Raw genomic sequence first — 22,848 nt, 5'->3', positions numbered from 1 at the left:
AGATGTCGTTGATCATTTCCTTTCATTTCGCTTGTCACTTTGACCAAGGTCCGACCACCGAGAATTGATAGGTCCCCGAACCGACTTGGATCATGACACGGTCGTTCTCAACCGTATGGGATTGAATGCCGGGAACACCTTTGACGGGCCGCCCGGATTCGGTGACGTTTTCGATCTTTGCGGTGGGCAAGGAGATCATTGCGGTTGTGTTGGGTGGCACGGTGACTTTCCATCGGAACGTGCCAGAATCGTTTTTCCAATCGCTGGCGATCCGGCCGTGGATCGAATCGTAATGCCCTTTGGCCCAGGTCACGCCGTGGCCGATTTCGGGTTTCATTTGGATGGTCTGGTAACCCGGACTGGCCATGTCGATCCCCAACATGCTGGCGAACATCCACTCGCTGCACGCACCGTAGGCATAGTGGTTGAATGAATTCATCGCGCCGGCGTTGAATCCTTCGCCCTTGGTCCAACTGTTCCAACGTTCCCAAATCGTTGTCGCACCTTGCTCGACCGAGTAGCCCCATGACGGATAGGTTTTGTTTTGAATCAGTTGATATGCCAAGTCACTGCGGCCAATCTCGGTCAACGTCGGCAGCAAAATCGACACACCCAAAAAGCCGACTGACAAATGATGGTTCTTCGATTCGATACGTTCGACCAAATGGTCAGCGGCCTGCCTGCGTTGTTTGTCGGTGAGCAAATCGTAGGTCAGCGCCATGCAGTAACCGGTTTGCGTGTGACCTTTGATCTTGCCATCGTTGTCGACAAAGGTCTTTTGGAAGTGTTCTCGCAATTGTTCAAAGAGCGACTCGAACTGCTTCGCGTCATCGGGCTTGCCGAGCGTGGTTGCAATCTTCGCCATCAATTGTGTGCTGTAGGCGTAGTAGGCGACCGAGATCAAGTTTTTGGGTGTGGCCGCGCCGATCGATAACCAATCCCCAAAGCCATTGCCCAGTCCACCCATCCCGTTGCGACCGCACGCTTCGATGTAACATTTCATCTCGTCGTAGTGCGTTTCTAAAATTCGCTTGTCGCCGTAGGCTTGATAGATTGTCCATGGACAAATCACGCCCGCGTCGGACCAACCGGGACTGCCCCAGCCGTGGAAGACCGGTGCTTGGTTGCCGTAGATGCCGGCCGGGTTTCGCGAATCGGCCAAATCGACCATCCACTTGGTAAAGAACGCGGCGACGTCTTGGTGATAGGTTCCCGATCGAATGAACACTTGCGTGTCACCGGTCCAACCCAAACGCTCGTCACGCTGCGGGCAATCCGTTGGCACTTCCAAATAGTTGGAACGTTGGCCCCACAGAATGTTCTGGTGCAAACGATTCAACATCGGATCAGAACACTCAAACGAACTCGTCATCGGCGCGTCGGTATGAATGACGACTCCCGTGATCGTGTCGGCCGGCGGTTTGCCTGGCAGTCCCTCGACTTCGACGTACCGAAAACCGTGGAACGTGAAATGAGGTTCCCAGACCTCTTCGCCGCCACCTTTCAAGATGTAGGTGTCGGTCGCGCGAGCCGAACGGAGGTTGTCCATGAAAACGGAACCGTCGGGATTGAGCATTTCGCCAAACCGCATCGTGATCTTGTCACCCGATCGGCCGCTGATTTTCAAACGCACCCAACCGGAAAAGTTTTGACCCAGATCAAACACATGCAACCCGGTGTGCGGCTGCGTGATCTTGGTGACGGCCAATTCACCGGTGCGGCGAATCGGATCGCCGGGATAGGATTGAAGCAGCGAATCGATTTCCGATCCGGTGTCGACCGATTCCCACTGGCGATCATTGAAACCGGGTTGGTCCCAGCCTGGCATTTCCAAACGCGCGTCAAAGGTTTCGCCCGCGTGCATGTCCGATTGCAAAATGGGGCCAAAGGAAGCCTTCCACGATGGATCCGAAGCGATCGTTTCGGACCGGCCGTCGGCATAATCGATGTGAAGCTGTGTGCGGAGGCGAAGTTTGTCGCCGTACTGGTTTTGTCCTTTGATGCTGATGTTGCCACGGAACCAACCGTCGCCCAAAATGCCACCGATCGTGTTTTTGCCGGATTGCAGAAGATCCGAAACGTCATAGGCACGGTAGTAGATTCGTTTGCGATAATCGGTCCATCCCGGTGCCAGGAATTCGTCACCGATGCGTTGTCCGTTCAACCGCATTTCGACCACGCCTTGGGCCGTGACGTAGACCACGGCGCGTTTGACGGCGGCGTCGATTGAGAAATCTTTTCGCAAGTGCGGCGATGCCAAGTATCGACGCTTGAGCAATTTCGGCTGGGCCGTGCTCAGGAACGCGAACTCGGTGTTCTCATTGAGCGTTCGTTTGATCAAGTTTCCGTCGAGCGTGTATTCCAACGACAATCGTTTTTTTCGTCCGAACGCCGGGTCTTTGTCGGCAAGATCGTTGGAGACCTTGAAACTGTACTTTCCATCGGCGATGAGCTGGTTGATTTTGTCGGTGACGTCGGCACATAGATCTTTGTTGCGTAGGACGCCAAAGATTGCCTTGGTCACCACGACTTTGGAGTTTTGCTGAATCGTTGGATCCGGGATTTTGTCGTAACCGATCCACTGTGATTTCCAATCCGACGGTTCCAGTAGTCCCATCGACCACCGCGCTGGATTACTCCACGCCGACGCTTGATCGTCGTGATCCCAGAACATGACCTTCCAGAAACATTGTTGCCGCGATTGAAGTTCGGATCCTTGGTAGCCTTGTTGGATCGTGCGATCGGTATCCACCCGGCCGCTGTCCCACAGGTCGCCGCGGCCGCGTGAGAGGTCTTCGAGCGAACTGGCAACCAGAACGCGATACGCAGACTGTTTCAACCCACGTTGTTCTGGTTCCGGTTGACCGTCGGTCGTCAGTCGCCAACTCAGCCGCGGTTGCGAGGCATCGATGCCAACCGGATCGGTGTGGTATTCACATCGCAGATCGATGGGACTCAGTGGCGTCGAGGCGATCGACGATTGCGAGAAAACGAGTCCGATCGCAAAGCTGATCAGCAGCTTGGCGAGCGCGGGAAAGGTTGGTTGAAGAGTCATATTTTGATTCAAAAGAAGTCGTTGATGTTGTTCGTGATGCTTGTCACCCAAGGCGAGCGGCATTTGTAGTGGATCTTGTTAAAGATCCTCGAGTGCTGGGATCTTTAGCAAGATCCACTACGTCAATTTTGGGGCGAATCAGTGCTGGGATCTTTAACAAGATCCACTACGTCATTTTTCAGTTCAACGGTCCACTGGCCCGAATTCAGTTCAAAGGTGTTCGGGGCGACCGGTTTTCCGTTAACGGTTACTTGTGAGAAATTTCCGCCGGATAGATCGACGTTGCCGTCGCAGCCGTCCGGGATGGTCACTTCCCAAGTGAGTGTTTCGTTGTCGCGTTTCCAATCGCTGACGATCAAGCCTTGCGGTGATCGGAGGGAGGCTTTGGCCCATTGTAAATCGGGCAAAAACGTTGGCCGTAGTAAAATGGTTTTGAAGCCGGGGTTTTCTGGATCGGGCCGGATACCACCGATGCTTTCGTGGAACGCGGCGGCAAAGCCGCTGTGCATCGGATGGTTGAATGAATTTCGCAAGTAACGTCGGCCAGCTTGCCAATCGAACGGCACTTCCGGCCAAGTGGTCAGATCGTGCTTTTCGGTCATGAAGCCGAGGCTTGGCCAATCGGTGATCCGCCACAAATGACGTGTCACATCGCCGTGGCCATAATCGTTCAGCAACGTGTAGAGCGGACGATGCCCGAAGATGCCGGTGGTGTAATGGCCGCCCGATTTCTTCATGATCATGTCGGCCAAACCATCGACGACGGCTTGTTGTTCGCCGTCGGGGACGAGTCCTGAAAACAACGCGACGGCGCTTCCGGTTTGTGATCCATAACCGGCAACGGATTTGCGTAAGAAGTAGACGTCGGATCTTTCGGGAACGGTTTGCTTTTGCGGCTTACCGTTGACTTCGTATTCTAGTGTCAACGTTTTCTTTAATCCTGGTGCGGGATCTTTTCCGACCAGCGGGTTGTTGATGTTGAAACGACGTTTTCCCGAGTCCACGATATCTTGGATCAATCGTGATATATCCATCTGCTTTGACGGAGCACCGTATAACGCTTTGGTGATCTTGATCGATGCGTCATTCAGTTCCGAACTGACGGGAACATCGGTGACTTTGTAAAACGTTTTGTTGAACGCTTCTTTGATGACGGCGGCTTGCTGAGCGTATTGTTTCGATTCGGCGGTCTTGCCAATCGCCGTCGCCATTTGTTGCATGGCCACCAACGATTGGTAATAAAGTGCCGTCGAAGTCAACGCGGATGGAGTGTCCTTTTTTGTGTTGGACCCGGGAGGACACCAATCGCCGAAGCCGTCATTGATGATGCCGTCCTTGACGGCGAAATCATCCAGGTAAGCCAGCCAGCCCTGCATCATTGGCCACGCTTCTTTGACCATCTCGACATCGCCGTAGTGCAGATAGCCATACCACGGCACCAAGACCGTTGCCGCGCCCCAGTCGGGACGGGCTTGGCCGCAATCGCGTTTGCCGACCGCGATGTTGCACGGCGCACGTGGATCGTTGGGCAATCCGGCACGCTCGTTGCCGCCCCCTTTGCCCAACATCGTTTCGATATCAGCGGAGACCTTGGGCCAAAATTTTCGCAGGTCAAAGTTATACGATGCTGCTTCGCCAACGGCATGAATGTCTCCCATCCACGCACAACGTTCGCGGTGCGGGCAATCGCTCAACAAGCCTTGCAGGTTGCCTTCAATCGTGCGGATCGACACTTCGTAAAACGTGTTGATCAATTCGTCCGAGCACTCGAACGATCCGATTCGATCCACGTCAGTTCGCACCCACCAACCGGCCCACTGATCGACATCCGGTTTGGAGGTCACACCGGTGACTTGGACGTAACGGAACCCGTGATAGGTGAAACGCGGCTCCCAGGTTTCTTTGCCATCGCCTCGGCAGATATACACGTCCATTTGTTCGCCGCCGGTGGCGTGGATGCCGGTCGATGCGGTGTCGATATTTTTCCCGTCGGGCATCAAGTGTTCGGCGAATCGCATCGTGACGATCGTGCCCGCGGTTTCTTGCACTGCGATTTGCAACCATCCGGTCATGTTCTCGCCCATGTCGATGATCCAACCTTCTTCGGCCGGCATCACCGCGACCGGCGTCACACGACGAACTTTCCGCATCGGTTCGATGCCTTGCCTTTCGAGCCGGTCGGTGGGTGCGTCCATGATCTGTGCGGATGACCAGTCGGCGGCGTCAAAATTCGCGGTCGACCACCCTGGCGTCACTTCACGGGCATCAAACGTTTCACCAAGGTAAACGTTGTCGAACAGGATCGGTCCGGTGCTGGCTCGCCAAGTTTCATCAGAATGGACCGTCGATTGGCTGCCGTCGTTGTAGGTGCTTCGGATCGTCACCAGGGCTCGCGGCGCACCGTAGCTGAGGTTGGGTGCAAAGGCGATGTTCTGGCCATAGAAGCCGTTGCCCAGCATGACGCCGACGGCGTTTTTTCCGGACTTGATTTGCGCGGTCACGTCGAACGTGTTGTAGAAGACTCGTTCGTCGTAGGACGTTTGTGCCGGAGCGAGAACTTCGTCGCCGACCTTTTCGCCGTTGAGGTACAACTCATACAGTCCGACGCCGCTGATCATCGCCTCGGCGGATTGGACTTGTTTGGTGATGTCAAACGTTTTTCGCAGCCGTGGCGATGGGAATGATTTCCGCGGTGTCGAACGCAGTTCTTTAGCGGTGGGTTTCCACGACGAAATATCAGCGGGTGGACGATTGAACGTGACGCCACGGCGGGACCATTGTTCGGGTCGGTCGTCCTGGGTGTAGCCGATCCACTGCGATGCTTGGAATTGGGGGGGCTGCGATTGGGCGGGCTGCGACAGACTCGCTGTGATGATGCACAGCAGAAGAACGTGGAAGGCTTGGTGTGGTTGGATCATGTTGTCATTGCGTCAGTTGTTTTTGCTGACTGATTGTTGGTTTCGATGCCACGTTAGCGATCGGGTTGGGGGAGGTGCCGGGTGCGTTCTGGTTCCGAGGGTGTGCCGATGGCTTGATAGACGAACCACGATTGTTTCTTTTCGCCGTGCGGTTTTCCGGGCGATGGCAACGTTCGCAGTCCCAGTTTCAAACCGCCTTCGTTGGGGTTGTCGATCCAGCGGTGGTAGTGAAACGATTCGATCGATGGGATTTTGGCGATTTGCTTCATCGCGTAAGCGAGCGAGGCGGCTTGGTTTGCTTGATCGTCTTCATCATACGATTCGGTGTGAAAGCCTTGTTCACTGAGCAAGATTGGTCGCGGTTGTCGGTTGGAATCTAGCATCAACCGTTGGGCCATGAACCGCTGCAGCACGTCAATGTTCTGGATCGTGATCAGTGGCGTATCAAATTGGTCGGTGATCTTGGTATCGTTCCACGCCGTGGGTGCAAACAGACTTTGCGGATAAGGATGGTAGGCCAATCCCCATGCAAAATCGCCTTCCAGCAACGAATATCGCTGCAGCGCGGTGACGACTTCTTGTGGTGCTAGCTTGGTTCCATTGCCGTCGTCTTTGACTGACCATTGATGCGTCAACGATGCAAAGACTCGTGCGTGTGGATTGTATTGACGCACGGCGTTATGAACCATTCGCATCGATCGATAGTAGGTTTCGGTCACGATGGGTCTTGGTTGTTTGCCCATGTTGGTCCACGCTTGGTGCGCGTCGACTTCGTTGTGAACGACCCAGTTGCTGATCCCGCCTTGTTTGCTGGTCGGGTTGCTGTAACGACGCCCCAGTTGATCGAGAAGGTAAGCGTAGATTTCGGTTGCGTATGGATCTGTCAAATTCGGCATCGAATAGGTGCCGCCGTCGTTGTCGGGATGGATCAAGGGCGATCCGGTGCAACGCCTGGTTTTCGAGCTGATTAGCAGAATCCCCGAGACAACCATGTTGTGCCGGGATGCAAACGAAAGTGTTTTATCAATTCGGCGGAGTGCGACGGAGTTGAAGTAGATCGGCGGTCGTTCGGGATCATTGGAATCGATCGGAATCAATTCACGACCTGGGCCAGGTTTATCGGAGAGCATCGAGCCCAGGATAATGTTGACGGTAATCGCAGAGATGCCAAGTTCGGTTAATTCATCGATCGGCCCGGTTGCATCGACTCCGCCGAGTCCTTTTTGACTGGTTGGGATCACGCGAGTTTTGGGGTGATTATTTCCGATCGTTTGGATCTCGGTTGCGAACCGACGTCCACTGACGATGTCATCACCAAACGCGATTCGCCAACTGCTATGCAACCGATCGCGTTGGCCATCCCTACGTGGCACCACCGCTCGCCACCAATCGCCCTTGGTTTGAATCGGAACGTTGACAGCGATCCCAGGGGAAGCGTAGGTGATATCGACGTGCGGCGGACATTCGATGATTTGCATGGCCGACGTGCTGGCGGTGTTACCGGTGCTGGACAACAATTTTCCTGTCAGCGTGATTCGGTCTTTGGAAACGACAACGGACTCGATACGAGTCGGTGGTTCCTGTTGAAGATAGGCCGTGATTTGATCCGCGCGACGTTCTCGGTCACGCTGGATCTGTCGGCCTTCGATGATCGACCGGCGAAAGGTCGCCGTCATTGGCAAAAAACGAACCGATCGAATTTGCAGTCGGACACCGGGATGTCTTCCCAGGTCCAAGCGCAGTCGGACATTGCGTTTGGGCAGTTGCCGTATCAGTGATTCGGGTACCTTGGCCTGATACTTCGTCCACGTTTCCGAAGCAGGAATGGAGGGCAATTCAAACAGCGTTTGCTGTGAAAACGACGCGCCGATAAATGCGGCGACGCCTTTGACACCCTCGGTTGCAAAGTATTCCAGTTCCAGCATGACATCGTTCGGGCCGATGCCCGAAAGATCACCGATCAAGAACGGATCGCGACCGGTTGTCTTGATGTCCCATGCATCGCCAACGCGTGAAATATCAACATCGTTGCAACGGTTGGGATCGGGTTGGAACGCGCTTGCCCGAGCGGTCATCGCAGCGTGACTGCCAAACGCAAGCCAACACCACAGTGTGACTCGAAACATGGAAATCGAAAGGAACGGCAACGGCGATGGAGTCATGAAGTCGGTTCACAGGAAAGCGTCATCGACGTTTCACAAGCACGTGATGCAAGTTGAAACGTTTGCGGGACGATCAAGGTTTCCCCACCGTGAAACAGGCTTGAATTTCGTCTGCCGAATAGGCCCGCGATGAGATCACGACCTCGTCGATCGCACCGAAAAATTCGCGAGTCACTCCCATGTTAATCTCGGTCTGATCGACGCTAAGGTTGCCAATCGCCAGGTGCCCCAGTCGCAGCGAATCGCCATACTCTGTATCCCAACTTGCGACTTCTTCGCCGTTGACGAATTGGCTAATTTCTTGGCTCGGGCCATCGTAGGTCACCGCGATGTGGTTCCATCTTCGCGACGGAACCAGCGTTTGGTTTGGTTCTGTGTCGTAGTGTTCCCAGTCGCGGATCGGATCATCGGCGGGGCGGCGGAATTGGCCCAGATGCAAGGCTCCGCTTTGCCAAAGTCCCCAACGAGTCAATTTAATTTGGGCCGAACGGTAGGCCTCCAACTCTGCTTGACGCAGTCCGCCCATCCATTTCGCATTGGCATTGAGACGTCGATCGGGTTCCTCGCCCATCAACAAGCCCATCAGTTCCTGATTGTGGTCATTGACCTGCAACCACATCATGATCGTCATCGATTCCTGCGGCTGATCGACGGCTAGCAGCAGACGATCGCCACCGCCTTGAAAGCGAATCGCTTTTTTGCCGGGCCATCGCCCATCAGTCAGATCGCAGCCGATGATCAGGGCGTCGGTGGCGGAAGTTGCCTGGGCGGCTTCGTTGGTCACTTGCAAGTCATCACGATCCTGGTCTTGCAAGGTGTAATGAATCACAGTGGTCGGATCCTGGCTGATCTCATCAGCGTGACGTTTCCACTCCAGAAAATTTCGTTCGCGAACACGATTGGATCGCTGGGTGACTTCGCCGACGCTGGTGAATCCAGATTCCGAATAGGGCGTCGAATGAAGTTGACCATCGGACATCTGCATCGCTTGACGTTCGACAATTTCAAGTTTTGGATTGCCGGCTTCGTCGATCAACGCGACCTTGCCCGAAATGACGTGGACTTCCGGGTCGCCGCTTGGCCCGACTCGCATTCCGAATTCGGTGCCCAAATCGACGACGTCCATCCCGCGAGCCTGGACGCGGAAGCCCTTGCCCATTTCACTCACCTCGCAGCGCACGCTGCCGGAATCCAAAAACACTTCCCACTCGCTTCGCAATTCGAGACGTGCGGGGCCTTGGACCGTCATCCGAACGCCGCTGAAAAAATCCAGTCGCACGAGTCCGGAATCCAACTGCAACCAACCGCTACCGAGGACGTTGCCGCTGTCAGGAGTCGCCGATCGGTTCCAGGCTGCGTCGATCGAGCTTCCAATTCTTGCCACACCCGGTTGATGAAAAGCCGCCGGGGTCACGACTGACTTGGCGAGCGAGCCAGCGCGGAATCTGTCCGCAGTTTTTGTTCCCGCGTCAGGATTGGCTGGGGACTCTGACCCCGACATCGCTGAATCATCTGACATCGCCAAACCATCAACGCTTCCACTGGGTTTTGGCGAAGAGACTGAGACCACCGCGAACGCAATGCAGGCGGCGACAGCGATCGTGGCAATCGCGGCGACACGACGCCGGTTGCCCAGCAACCATTCTGACGACGACCATCCTGATGACGATGCGGATCGCAACGTTGACGCTGGTTCGATTTGCTGGTTCGCGAATGCATCTTCGGCGGCGCGTTGGTTCAAGCCGCTCGTTGCCAAAATGGACTCGACCGGAATCGGCCAATGACGCTGCCAAGCCAAGCCAGCATGAACGTCGATCAATTCCAGGTAGATTTCGCGATACTGCTCGCTGCTTTTCAGAGCCGCACACAACCGTTCCGCTTCGTGCGGTTGTAGCTGATCGTCCAAAAGGCCGTTGATCAACCGATACACTTCGGCTGGCGAGATGGCATCATCGTCGCCGGGTTGACGGTTCGGATCGCTGTTAGAGTTGTGAGATTCATTCATCGGTTGGGTTCATTATTCGACTGGAATGACGTTCTGAAGCTGACTCACACAGTCGGAGAGTTTACGACGAATTTTTGTTAACGAGCTGGACACGGAAGTTACGGGACGATTGAGCAACTTTGACATGCTTTCAACGGTGGCACCGGATTCGTATCGCAGGTCCAGCATCATTCGTTGATGCTCGGTCAGCTTTTCGTGGCACTTTCGCAGCCACGTGCTGCGCAAGTCTCCGTCGGCTTCTCGCTTGGCCATTTGCTGTGCCAGTGTTTCGACCAACTCGCTGTCAAAGCAAAGTCGTTCACGTCCCCGATCGCGGACACGAGCGAGAACGCGGTAACGCAAAACGCCACAGGCCCAAGACAGAAAATCACGCTCCGGATCGTACTGCGATTCGCTTTCCAACATCACGCGATTGGCTTCCTGCAACACCTCGCCGGCAGCATCCAGGTCCGGTGTCAGCGCGGCCGCATAACTGTAAAGCCGTGGCTGCGCCGCAATGATTCGCTCGGTGAAGGAAAGCGTTTGACTATTTTTCATAATCGAAACTAAAAACTGCCATCAAGTCAGAAGTAAGCGGTGTCGCTAAAATGATGTTTGTGAAAATTAAACTCGCTGCCAAGTTCAGTCGAAAAAAAACTCGAAACAACTAAAACTCGGAACTAATAATTTCTTTACTGTCCCGAGTGCCAAGTGCTCCCCAAAGACCGTAGGGCGACGGTGCCCCCGGCGTCCGAGCACCGGTACCGTTGCTTCGAACGGGCCCCAACGACGCATCGCCCGCTTCAATCGAGTCAGTGACAAACCGAACCGAGCCGTCACCCATCAGCACATGCACACCGCCAGAGTGCCGACTGCTGGCGGTATGAGTTCCATCGCGCCATGGTCCCGGATTGATCCCGAACCTTCGCGTGCAACTGGGACCATTGGGTGGCAAGATCGTAAAAAAACCTGTGTAGTTCGCAAATCCGTTTGCCCATGCAAGACCACGCTGATGCTCCGCCGCTCCGATCAGCGACACGCCTTCGGCCCAGAATCGCGGCCTCTGCCGATCCACCGACTCGATGCAAAGCGACGGATTGTCGCTGAGCGCTGGATCGACCAGAGCGAACCGCGTCGTTGCATCACTGTCGCCTAGATCCGTATTGATCTCGCCCGCCATGATGGTATTGGAAAGACCATCAAGCACATCACGGAATTTGGTCACCCGTCGCTGCATGAACAAGCCACGGTAGTTGACCGCGTTGGCGGCAAACCCCGCGCTTTCAACACCATTGGCAGCGACAGCCCCCTGGAACACGGCGGCGAATGAATCACCAAAACACATCGCGTAGTTGGTCCTTCCCAACGCCGGCAACCCCTGTCCCGGATCGCTTGGGCAGCGAAAGGTGGGAATCGTGGTTAGCCAGGGGTCGTATCTATTTGTCGCATGGTTGGCGATCGTCATCGATGGGTCCGGCCCCATTGCGGCGAAGAACTGACCGGCCGCTGTCGCCGGCTGCGTGATTTGAAAAGGATTGCTGATTTGTTCCCACAAAGCTTGCTGCTCGACAAACGGAAGCACACCCACCAGCGCACTGAGGTTCGAGACATTGCTACCGCCGCCGGGCGCTGAATTCGTTGGCATCCGAGAACCAGGCGCACCTGGCATCCGATAACTGCCTCCGCGATGTTTGGGAAGCTGGTTGTACGCCGAGTGGTAGTTGTGGTAGCCGAGACCAATTTGCTTGAAATTATTGCTGCAACTCATCCGTCTAGCTGCTTCGCGAGCCGCCTGAACCGCCGGCAACAAAAGCCCCACCAGTACCCCAATGATCGCGATCACTACCAACAATTCGACCAATGTGAAACCAGGTCGTTTTCGTCGAGACATTTCAAGATCCTTTGAAAGACAAAGAGTGCTGGCGTTCCAAAAAGCTAGATCCGATGCTTGGCAAAGAGGCAAACACCGACCGATCCCTAAGCAGAAATCAAACGAAGCGGATCGAACAGGCGGCCCTGCCCCGAGACCGCCTAAAAACCATTGATGTCCTCGGCAGACACTTCCCTCGCCTCTGGATGCTCTTCTAAGTACCGTTCCAAATCGTCCTGTTCGACGGCGGCGGGCGAAGGAGCTTCACCACATCCTGCCATCGACATCAGGCCGCACAACAGCAAGAGACGTAGGCTCAAACAACTCGCAAAGCACCTCTGGCGACTCTGCGAATTGCTTTTGACCGCGATCAATTCTTGGGGCGAACGAGCCATGTCTAGCCGGCGACCTTTGCTCGGCGTCGCTTCGCAGCAAACCCGACCACCCCAAGGCCAAGCAGGGCAAGGCTCGATGGTTCCGGAATGGCGGTTGCCGTGAGGCTGATATTGTCAACAACCAGGGTGGACTGGTTCGAAGCTCCCGAGAATCCTCCAGCACTGAATGCTACGAAAAGATTCTGGCCGATACTGTCGCCCGTGATCGTAAAGTCCGTTGGCGACAAAGCCACATTGAGAAAGTTCGGCGTGTCTGGACCGCTTCCAAATGTATCGCTCGCGACCGACGTCAAAATTCCGTTGACCGTGTTGTCACTCGAGGTGAAGACATTGAGGTCAAACGAGCCCTGGCCGAGGCGGTTATCGAGCTTCTGCCAATCGAAGGTCAAGTTGAGCTCATCGCCCGCCACCAATGCATAACCGGTGTCCAAGATGCCGCCGGTCTCGCCATTGGGATCGGGACGGATTTGAAGCGAAAAACCGCCATCCGTGGAAGCTCGATCGGTCGTAATCACCGTGTTGGTTGCCTCGATCGTCTCAGTACCGATCGTTAACGCGTCCGCACCAAACCAAACGCCGGGGGCGCCGTTCGCGGTCAGAGCATTCCCGGCACTGTCAAATTCAAAACTACCGTTCCCATTGGCAAAGCTGCTGTCAATGATCACGACTGGGGAGGCGGAGGCTTGCGGCAGGGCAAGAAGGGCGGCAGCCGCGATTAGCAAAGAGGCCGAATAGAAATGTCTCGTTTTCATTGGTTACAGTCCGCAATAAAGGAGGTGCATCTAGTGATGTTCAAGTAGGCCATTAAAACTGATCGGAGTAGAAAATCCCCTACAGTCTAGGTGTCCGGGAGATAATGCAGCCTAACCCGTCTTAACAGAACTTTTTTAAAGAAAAGCGTTAAGTTCCACCGATCGCACGCCGAAACGCTCGGTTTAAGTCGCCTGCAAGGCCGCAAACGTCCCCAGCGGCTGCACGGCCACGCCCCCCTGCAGTGCTGGTTACTTAATTGCCCGATGACGTCACCTCCCAGAAGCAAGATCTTCTTCAGAAGCGGGGAGGCCGGACGCCCGCGCGTTCCGAGAACGCCTGGTGCTTTGTCCAGATTAAAACGATGGGTGACGCCGAACGGTTTGCACCGTTCCGCTAAGTTTTTTGCGGCAGCGTGCGAGACCAACGGGCTAATGCCCTAAGCCGTGAAGAGTTTCTAATTTGTTTAACCGCGTGGGCATCGCCCCGCGCGCCGTGCTGGCCCGAACGCGCGGGGCGATGCCCACGCGGCTAAACGAACTGACTCTTGTTTTCCGAGACCAAAACTCTTCACGGCGTTGGCTACTGCCCTAGGCGAACAGCGCAACTTTAAAACGCGTAAGCGAGAAATTTACGCGTCAAACGAGAGTCCTCCGATGAGCGTGCCTCGTTCTGGTTTGCTCGTGCCGGTGACACGCTATCCTCTCGCGTCGTCAAAGAATGCAACAACTAATTCAAACACATCACCGGAAAAGCATTCATACTCGAGGTCCAACAAGATTGCGTATCCGACCGCGAGGCATCACAACCTTGACGCGCTTTTGAAACTCGAATTCATGAACCGATTCGGCGAGAGAAAAAACAGAATGAAACGATTGATCTCCGCGTTCGTCCTTGCCCTTGCAATGGCGCTGCCGACCGCCGCGCAGTCGCTGGACCAGTCGCTGGACCAACAGTTCGCCGATCCGCCCGAACAAAGCCGTCCCTGGTGCTACTGGTACTGGCTGAACAATCACATTTCGATGGAGGGCGTCACCAAGGATTTGGAGGCGATGGCGGAGGTCGGCATCGGCACGGCGCTGATCGGCAACCAGTATTTCGGAGCCGGCGGAAGCGGACCGATCGAGATGCTCAGCGAGGAGTGGTGGGACGTCACCGCGCACGCGGTTCGTGAGGGAAAGCGGCTGGGCGTTGACATCGGGCTGTTCAACTGCCCGGGCTGGAGCCAGTCCGGCGGGCCCTGGATCGGGCCCGAACAAGCGATGCGGTACATCACCTCCACCGAGGTGTCTGTCAGTGGACCGACCTTGTTCGACCAAATTCTGCCTGTCCCCGGAGACGATTCCGGGGACGATTTTCAGGACGTTGCCGTGCTGGCCGTTCCAGTCTCGAAAACCGACGAGAAGACGCTGAGGGAACGGAGCCCGAAAGTCAGTTCATTGCCAAAGATTGAAAACGCAAGCCGATGGGTGGACGGCGACCTGAGCACCGGGGCATCGCTTGCGCTCAGCAAGGGACAGACCTCCCAACAGATCGACATTGCCGTGGCGGAACCGTTCACCGCACGCGCCCTGGTCCTTCGGCCCAGCAACGGATTCTTTCGCGCGAACCTGACCGTTTCGGCATGGCTAAACGGCGCATACGAGGTGATTCGCGAGGGCGTGTACGACCGGCGAAAGGACACCGAAAATGTCGGCCCCATGCGCAACGGTGCGGTCTACGTCTCGCTGCCGGCGATCCAATCGGATCGCTTTCGGATCGCGTTTTCGGAGTTCCAGACCGGACCCGGCGACCGAGGCACACGGCTCTCGGAGATCGAGATCCTGTCGGCACCGCGCGTGGAGTACGCGGTCGAAAAGCAACTGGGCAAAACGCATCCCACGCCGAAGCCTGCATGGGGCGACTACAGTTGGCCACCGGCCATCAAGGAGCCCGGCTTTTCGTACGTCGCGGATCCCCAAGCCGTGCTCGACCTCTCAGACAGCATCGACGAAGACGGCCGCGTGACCTGCCGGATTCCCGAAGGCGATTGGGTGATCCAGCGCATCGGCATGCGGCCCACGGGGACCAAGAACAGCCCCGCGGCCCCCAACGCGACCGGACTGGAACTGGACAAGATGAGCCGCGAGCATCTTGACACTCATTTCGACGCGTTTGTTGGCAAGCTGGTGTCCCGGCTGACCGCCGAGGAAAAGACCGCCCTGAAGTACGTGGTGGCCGACAGCTACGAAAAAGGCTCTCAGGTCTGGTCGGATGATTTGGAAGAGGTGTTCGAGTCGAGATACGGCTACGACCCGACGCCGTACCTGCCGGTGATGAGTGGACGCGTTGTCGACAGTCCGGAGGCTTCGGATCGCTTTCTGTGGGATCTGCGGCGCCTGGTGGCGGACCAGTTGGCCGACGTGTACGCGGCGGGCTTGAAAGAACGCAGCAACGAACACTGCATGAAAACCTGGCTGGAGAACTACGGCCACTGGGGCTTCCCCGGCGAGTTCATGCGCTACGGCGGCGCCTGCGACCTGGTTGCGGGTGAGTTCTGGGCCGGTGGCTCACTGGGGGAAACCGAATGCCGAGCCGCAGTGTCGACCGCCCACGCCTACGGGAAGAAGGTGGTGTACGCGGAGGCGTTGACCTCGGCGCAGAACTGGGAGCTCACGCCTTTCAAGCTGAAGGCCAGAGGCGACTGGGCCTTCACCGAGGGCATCAATCACTTCGTGCTGCACGTGTACATCCATCAGCCCAACGAGCAGATGCCGGGGATGAATGCGAACTTTGGAACCGAGTTCAATCGGCACAACACTTGGTTTTACGAGGGCAAAGATTGGATCGACTATCTGCGTCGATGCCATATACTGCTTCAGCAAGGATTGCACGTCGCCGACTTCGCCTACTTCATCGGCGAAGACACGCCGATCATGGGCGGCACGCGTCAGCCCGAGCAGCCCGCGGGGTACGACTTCGATTTCATCAACGCCCAGGTTCTACTGGAGCGGATGTCGATTGAAAACGGCCGCTGGACGCTTCCCGATGGCAAGAGCTACGCCGTCATGGTGCTGCCGCCGCTGAAGACCATGCGGCCCTCGGTGCTGAGCAAGTTCCGAGAGTTGGTGGCCGCAGGGGGTGTTCTCTACGGCGAAGCTCCAGAGCATTCCCCGAGCCTGCAGGACGCAGATCGCGCGGATGCGACGATCCGCTCGCTGTCAGAACAGATGTGGCAGGGCATGAAAGCTGGCGACTCTGGAACCCGAAACTTTGGCAAGGGAAAGGTTGCGCAGGGCATCGAGCTGCAGTCGGTCATGGACACGCTGGAGCTGCCAGCCGACGTCTCGGATGTCGATCCCAAGCGGGTGCTGTGGACCCATCGCCAGACCGACGAACTGGACATCTACTTTGTGTCAAACCAACTGCGGCGAGCCGTCGAGATCCAACCCGTGTTCCGGGTCTCGCCCGAGCGACTGCCCGAGCTGTGGCACGCGGACACGGGTCTCACGCAGAGAACCGCCCACTTTGAAAAGCTCGAAGACGGAACCCGCGTTCCGCTGCGGCTCGGACCGGCCGGCTCGGTGTTTGTGGTGTTCCGCAAGTCCGCCGACGCCCTGTCCAATCCGATCGTCGAGGTGAAAGGGCGACGGCCGGTCACCGTTCTGGCCGAGGGAGATGGCGTCTTTGCCTACGCGGGAGCCGCCGGGCAGTACGAGCTTGTGCGTTCGGATCGATCCGTCGATCGCTTCCGGGTCAACACGCTTCCGCGACCGCTGAGGTTGAGCGCGCAGGGCTGGTCGCTGGGGTTCATGCCCGGGCGCGACATGCCGGACTCCATCGAGCTCGACAAGCTGCAATTCTGGACCGACTCCGAAGCACCCTCGGTGCTTCACTACTCCGGAACGGCGGGGTACCTCACCACCTTTGATTTTCCCGCCTCCCGGTTGGGGAACAAAGACCTCCGATTCGAGCTGAGCCTGGGCTCAGTGAATCCGATGGCCCGCGTTTGGCTCAACGACACCGACCTGGGCCTGCTTTGGAAACCGCCCTTCATCGTGGACGCAACCGATGCCCTGCGGGCCGGAAGAAACGAGCTGCGAGTCGACGTGACCAACCTCTGGAGCAACCGGCTGGTGGGCGAACTGAACCACCCCGACGGGTTCCCGGATGCCGCAACCCGCGAGTTCACGCCGACTTGGTTTGCCAAACGCCGGCTCAACAAGGGTCGCAGGATTCAGCCCTCGGGCCTCGCGGGCCCGGTGGAGATCAAAGCAATCCAAAAGATTCGGCTGCGAAACTAACCGCCGTCTAAACTCCACATCAAACTTACCAAGCCACTCACGACCAAAACCAATACCGCCATCAGGCTATGAAAGACTTCGTCATGATTCGTTGGACAACCACGCTGCTGGCGCTACTGATGGGAGCGACCACTACTTCGGTCAATGCCAGTGAACCGCCAAATATCCTCATCGTTCTTGTCGATGACATGGGGTTCTCGGACCTGGGTTGCTACGGCTCTGAAATCGAGACGCCCCATCTCGATGCGATAGCGAACGACGGTTTGCGGTTCAGCAATTTTTACAACACCGCGCGGTGCTGGACGAGTCGTACCAGTTTATTGACCGGGTTTCACCTGGACCAGATCACCGGCGGACCGCCCAAGACCGCAAAAGACAAAATGCGTTTGATCCAACAACGTCTGACTCCACTACCCAAGCTGCTGCGTCAAAAAGGTTATCGTTCTTATCACACCGGGAAATGGCATGTTCAGACGCTGCCCAATGCTTGTGCCGACGCGGGTTTCGATCACTCCCTTGCATTCCACACCGGCGAAAACCATTTTCGGCCTCGGCGTGTCACCCAAGACGATCGACCTTATCCACACCAGCCGGCTTACGACACCGATGCGATGGCTGACCGCATGGTCGACTATTTGCAGGACCATCAGCAGAACCATTCCGACGCACCGTTTTTCGGGTATCTCGCATTTTATGCTCCGCATTGGCCGCTGCACGCGAAGCCGGAGACCATCGAAAAGTACCGCGGAGTGTATCAGGCGGGATGGGACCAACTTCGTGACCAGAGGTTGCATCGGATGAAAGAAAAAGGCTTCCCGAAAAACTGGTCGAATGCTCCCTTGGAACCTCAGATCGAAGCGACAGGAATCACCAAGGGCCCCGACGGCGAAATGATTTTTGGCCCGAACGAAATTTACAATGCCGCGGCTTGGGATGAACTATCAAAGGATGTGCAGGAATTCCAAAGCGTCAAAATGCAGATTCACGCGGCGATGGTTGACGACATGGATCAGGCGTTTGGTCGAGTGATGGACCAGATCAAGGCGATGGACGACTTTGACAATACTCTGGTTTTGTTTTTGTCCGACAATGGGGCGAGCGCAGAAATGTATGGCTCGTACGGTCGCGGCAAAGTGGTCCATGACCCGACCGCCGAGATGGGCGGAGCCGATACGCACCTGTGCCTGGGGCCTGGTTTCGCGTCGCTCGCCAACACGCCGTTTCGTCGGTACAAGATATGGACCCACGAAGGTGGTGTGGCGACGCCGCTGATTGCCCATTGGCCCGACGGCATTCATGCTGAACTTCGCGGACGCATCACCGATCGGGTTGGCCACGTCGTGGACTTTGTCCCCGCGTTGCTGGAGGTCGCGGGCGTTGATGATGCAAACCTGAATCCAAAATCTCCTGAATGGACCGGTGAGAGTTTTGCATCGGTTTTTGACCGCAAGACCTTTTCCACTGCCCGTGACCGACCTGTCTTTTTCTCGCACGCGGGAAATCGTGGACTGCGCCAGGGAGATTGGAAATTGGTTTCAGCCAAAATCGACCGCAATCGTTGGGAGCTTTACAATCTGGAACAGGATCGGTCGGAAACGAATGACCTTTCCGCTCAACACCCCGACAAACTTGAAGAGCTGACCGCGTTGTGGGAGCAGATGAATGATCGGTATCGGGAAGAGGCCAGGAATCTTCAGTCCGCCGGCGATGCGGAAGCGTCACGTGTTGGTGCGATGGGCAAAATCGAGATCAACGCATCGACAGAGTGGGACGGTAAGAATTCGGCAGAGATGGCGGTCGATGGAAATCCAGACACCCGCTGGAATTCAGCAAAAGGATCGGGCGGGAACCAATGGCTCGAAGTCGTCTTTGACTCGCCCAGAGAAGTCAACCGAGTCGATGTGATCGAGTCATTTAACCGAGTTCGAGCGTTCCGTATCCAAAGTTGGAAAGACGGGCAGTGGGTGGATTGGGCGGATGGAAAGCGGTTGGGCAAAAAGACACTGAAATTGGAAACAGTGACCACGTCGAAGGTTCGTCTTTGCCTGGACCAACTCCGCGGCGGTAGCGTGTCGATCGCGGAATTTTCAGTGACGCTTGAACAGGACTGAAGCTGGCGATTGGCACGTGGGATCCTACCTGCGGTAGTGGATCTTGTTAAAGATCCTTCAGCACAGGGACCTTTAACAAGATCCACTACGGTAGATTCTCATTTGCCGATCGCCTAACGGCCTGCCGGAACAACAAGAAAACCAACAATAGAGAATTCACCATGAGAACGCATCTAAAATCATTGCTCGCGCTGCTGATACTTTCAGCCACCGCGACGGCAGACGATTCCGCCGTCAAGAGTGACTTCGTCAATCCGCCGCTGAAATACGCCACTCGCCCGCTATGGTTTTGGGCGGACGCGCCGGTGACGGTGGAGGGCGTGAGGGAACAAATGCAGCAAGCTCGCGATCAATCGGGCTATGGCGGCTTTGGGATTCTGCCCTTCAATCGTTCAAAAGACGGTGAATTCCAACCCGAATATCTAAGCGAAGAGTACTTCCAGGTGTATGAAGCAGCTCTGGAAAAAGCCAAAGAACTTGGCATGACGATGTGTCTGTATGACGAGTTCGGATTCCCCAGTGGAAGTGCGGGTGGTCGTCACGGGGATGGAGTCGCTCGTTTCAAAAACAAGTATCCAAACCACACGATCAAGCGGCTAGATAAAACGGAAGAAACCGTCACCGGTCCGGCCAACCATACGTCGGCGGTACCAGATCAAGGCCGGTTGATGGCGATCGTCGCGATGGAAGTGTCATCGAAGAAACGCATCAATCTGACCAGCCGGGTGAACGATGGATCGCTGTCAGTGAACGTCCCCGAGGGAACGTGGAAAATCATGACGTTTCGTTGCGTCAAGACCAACAACGCGCTTTGTGATTACTTGGATCCGCAGGCATGTCAATTGTTCGTCGACATGACTCACCAGCAGTACTACGATCGCTTTAAGCAGTATTTCGGCACGACCATTGACGGCGCGTTCTTTGACGAACCAACGATTTACCATGAAGGTGGTCGTGTATGGACAAACGCGTTCAACGAAAAGTTCATCGCCAAACATGACTTCGATCCGGCACCCTATTACCCGGCGTTGTGGTACGACATCGGTGAAGAAACCGAGGCGGCGAGGGCCTATCTGTTTGGTTTCCGAGCGGAACTCTACGCGACCGGTTTTCCGAAAGTCGTCCAAGATTGGTGTACGGACCATGGCATTACCGCGACAGGGCATCAAGACCAAGAAGAAGTCGTCAACCAAACCGCGATCTCTGGCGATCTGATGCTGTCTTTCAAACACCAGGACATTCCCGGTGTGGACAAAATCGGCGGACGGGCGGCGGAACGTGTTTACAAAGTCATCAGCTCCGCCGCTTACAACTGGGACAAGGCGCTTGTCATGTCGGAAACCTACGGTGCGATGGGCGATATCAGTTTTACCAGGCTCTATCAGGTCGCCATGGATCAATACACCAAGGGCATCAATCAATTGATTCCCCACGCCGTCTGGTATGACGACGATAAGGTGGCGTTTAAACCGGAGCTTTCATGGCGTCACCCGAAGTATGTTGACGGACTGAAGCAATACAATCAGTACATGGGTCGTTTGAACGTCTTGCTACAAAACCACGGACGGCACGTTGCGGATATCGCCGTCTTGTATCCGATTGCGACCATGCAGGGCGAGCACCAAATGGACGGCCCATTGAGAGACTACCATGGCGGCGTCGAGATTCCCGAACTTGACTACGTGGACATTGGCGAATTGCTGGCCACCAAGATCGGCAGAGACTACACGTTCCTTCATCCCGAAGCTTTGAGCGAACGTTGTACCGTGCAAGGCGACACGTTGAAGATGGCCAACCGTGTCAACTTTGAAAACTACAAAGTCATGATCATTCCCGGGCACACAACGATCGGTTGGGCCAACCTGAAAAAGATCAAAGACTTTTATGACCAGGGCGGAAAGGTGATCGCCACCGGCACGTTGCCGTCCAAATCAGCGGAATTTGGACACGATAATGACGTCGTGGCGACGATCCAGACCATGTTTCCGGAAGCCCCGCTTGGCAAGGCAAAATCTCCCTTCGCGTCCTCCAGTGCATGGCCTGGTTACGGATCTGAATTGGCGTTTGACGGCTCGATGGAAACGCGGTGGAATGCCAAAAATGGCACGTTCGGCGACCAGTGGCTGGAAGTTTCATTCAAAGACGAAGTCGCCGTCAATCAGATCCAGATTGCGGAGTTGTTCAACCGCACTCAGTCTTATCGAATTCAATATCACGACAGCGGCCAGTGGGTTGATTGGGCTGGTGGAACGAGGCTCGGGAACAAAACGCACAAACTAGAAAAAGTGATCACATCCAAGGTCCGCGGATGCTTCGATACTGTCAAAGGTGGCAGCGTCTCGATTGCCGAGTTCTCCGTCACGCTCGATGGCGAGGCTCCAGCGGGTTCGGTCGCGAAGCCCACGATCGCGTCCACCAACGACAATGGCGGCACCGCCGTGTACCTGGAAAGGCCGACCGCCGAAAGTCTGCGAGAGAATCTCGACAAAATGGTGGACGCCTATGACGTCGAATTCGAGGTCGGCAAAGAACTCCGGTACATCCACAAGGTATACGACGGAAAAGAGATCTACTTCTTCGCTAACTTGAACAAACGCCCGGTCCATTCCTGGGTGCAACTTCGTGGGACGCTAGAGCCGCAGCGGTGGAATCCACACACTGGCGAGATTGATTCGGCTGAATTCTCACACGGAAAGAATGGAACCGAGCCCATCACCAAGGTAAAGATCATTCTGAAACCAAATGAATCGATCTTCCTGATTGGAAGGTAGTGCAATTTTTTAGTCCATTGATGTCAACCATTTGCTGTTCGATCTTTCATCCTGCTGCGCAGCGGCAGGATCCGACGTTCGGGCGGCCGGGGAGGGCCGTTCCCTGGCCTGATGAAAATCATTGCAACGCAGCAAATTGGGCAAGCTGCACCATGGCAGACAATACGAATTGGAACGCCGGGAAACATTGTGGCAACCGCACATTTGCCTGGTCGCCAGCATGTAGGCCGTAGCGAGCCATAGCGAGTTACGGCATCGTGCGCACCGCCGTAACTCGCTGGAGCTCGCTACGGCCTACTTTTAAGGGTTGCTACAAGTTCACCAAGCCCGATTTTCTTCAGCCCAGCCGTTCCCTCTCCTCGCTTTGGAACTGTCCCGAAATAACTTCCCGGTTTTCCCCGTAGCTGGGACCGCCAGGGTTCAGTCCATCATTAGCTGCACCCGACTGAACCCTGGCGGGCCCAGCTACGAAAGATTTCGCCAAATACGGAACTTGTTTCAGGACAGTTCCTTTGGCTCGACTCTCCAAAAGGGCATTGGTGTCTACAC

Annotated in this window: 11 protein-coding genes; 3 read left to right on the top strand and 8 right to left on the bottom strand. The window is 55.9% G+C overall.

Going from position 1 to position 22,848, the window contains the following annotated elements; all coding sequences use genetic code 11:
- Positions 1-34: 34 nt before the first annotated feature.
- From RC85_RS08065 to RC85_RS08030, 8 genes are all read right to left on the bottom strand, one after another.
- Positions 35-3,055, bottom strand: a complete 3,021-nt coding sequence (locus RC85_RS08065) for a glycoside hydrolase family 78 protein (protein ID WP_149752756.1) — start codon at positions 3,053-3,055, stop codon at positions 35-37.
- A 122-nt stretch (positions 3,056-3,177) separates the two neighbouring features.
- Positions 3,178-5,973: a family 78 glycoside hydrolase catalytic domain gene (locus RC85_RS08060; protein ID WP_068260921.1), complete on the bottom strand. Its 2,796-nt coding sequence runs from the start codon at positions 5,971-5,973 to the stop codon at positions 3,178-3,180.
- A 53-nt stretch (positions 5,974-6,026) separates the two neighbouring features.
- The gene (locus RC85_RS08055; protein WP_068260919.1) at positions 6,027-8,135 is read right to left on the bottom strand and encodes a DUF5722 domain-containing protein; all 2,109 of its coding nucleotides are present in this window, start codon (positions 8,133-8,135) and stop codon (positions 6,027-6,029) included.
- A gap of 73 nt (positions 8,136-8,208) precedes the next feature.
- Positions 8,209-10,140: a LamG-like jellyroll fold domain-containing protein gene (locus RC85_RS08050; RefSeq protein ID WP_068260917.1), complete on the bottom strand. Its 1,932-nt coding sequence runs from the start codon at positions 10,138-10,140 to the stop codon at positions 8,209-8,211.
- A 12-nt stretch (positions 10,141-10,152) separates the two neighbouring features.
- Positions 10,153-10,677: a sigma-70 family RNA polymerase sigma factor gene (locus RC85_RS08045; protein ID WP_068260916.1), complete on the bottom strand. Its 525-nt coding sequence runs from the start codon at positions 10,675-10,677 to the stop codon at positions 10,153-10,155.
- Positions 10,678-10,786: 109 nt separating this feature from the next.
- Entirely contained in the window at positions 10,787-12,010 is a 1,224-nt protein-coding gene (locus RC85_RS08040; protein ID WP_068260913.1) for a DUF1559 domain-containing protein, read from the bottom strand.
- 140 nt (positions 12,011-12,150) lie between these two features.
- A complete protein-coding gene (locus tag RC85_RS08035; protein ID WP_068260910.1) occupies positions 12,151-12,384 on the bottom strand; it encodes a hypothetical protein in 234 nt (77 codons plus the stop codon).
- Positions 12,385-12,386: 2 nt separating this feature from the next.
- A complete protein-coding gene (locus RC85_RS08030; RefSeq protein WP_084422471.1) occupies positions 12,387-13,136 on the bottom strand; it encodes a PEP-CTERM sorting domain-containing protein in 750 nt (249 codons plus the stop codon).
- Positions 13,137-14,000: 864 nt separating this feature from the next.
- Between RC85_RS08030 and RC85_RS08025 the strand changes: the two genes are divergently transcribed.
- From RC85_RS08025 to RC85_RS08015, 3 genes are all read left to right on the top strand, one after another.
- Positions 14,001-17,417: a glycosyl hydrolase gene (locus tag RC85_RS08025; RefSeq protein WP_160148123.1), complete on the top strand. Its 3,417-nt coding sequence runs from the start codon at positions 14,001-14,003 to the stop codon at positions 17,415-17,417.
- Positions 17,418-17,500: 83 nt separating this feature from the next.
- The gene (locus RC85_RS08020; protein ID WP_160148124.1) at positions 17,501-19,528 is read left to right on the top strand and encodes a sulfatase-like hydrolase/transferase; all 2,028 of its coding nucleotides are present in this window, start codon (positions 17,501-17,503) and stop codon (positions 19,526-19,528) included.
- A 161-nt stretch (positions 19,529-19,689) separates the two neighbouring features.
- Positions 19,690-22,299 carry a glycosyl hydrolase gene (locus RC85_RS08015; protein ID WP_068260900.1) on the top strand — a complete coding sequence of 870 codons (2,610 nt, stop codon included), beginning with the start codon at positions 19,690-19,692 and terminating at the stop codon, positions 22,297-22,299.
- Positions 22,300-22,848: the final 549 nt, after the last annotated feature.

This window comes from Rubripirellula obstinata, assembly GCF_001642955.1.
In the GTDB taxonomy this organism is placed as follows: Bacteria; Planctomycetota; Planctomycetia; order Pirellulales; family Pirellulaceae; genus Rubripirellula; species Rubripirellula obstinata.
Note: the sequence above shows the minus strand (reverse complement) of the source record. Positions and strands in the feature narration are given on the sequence as shown.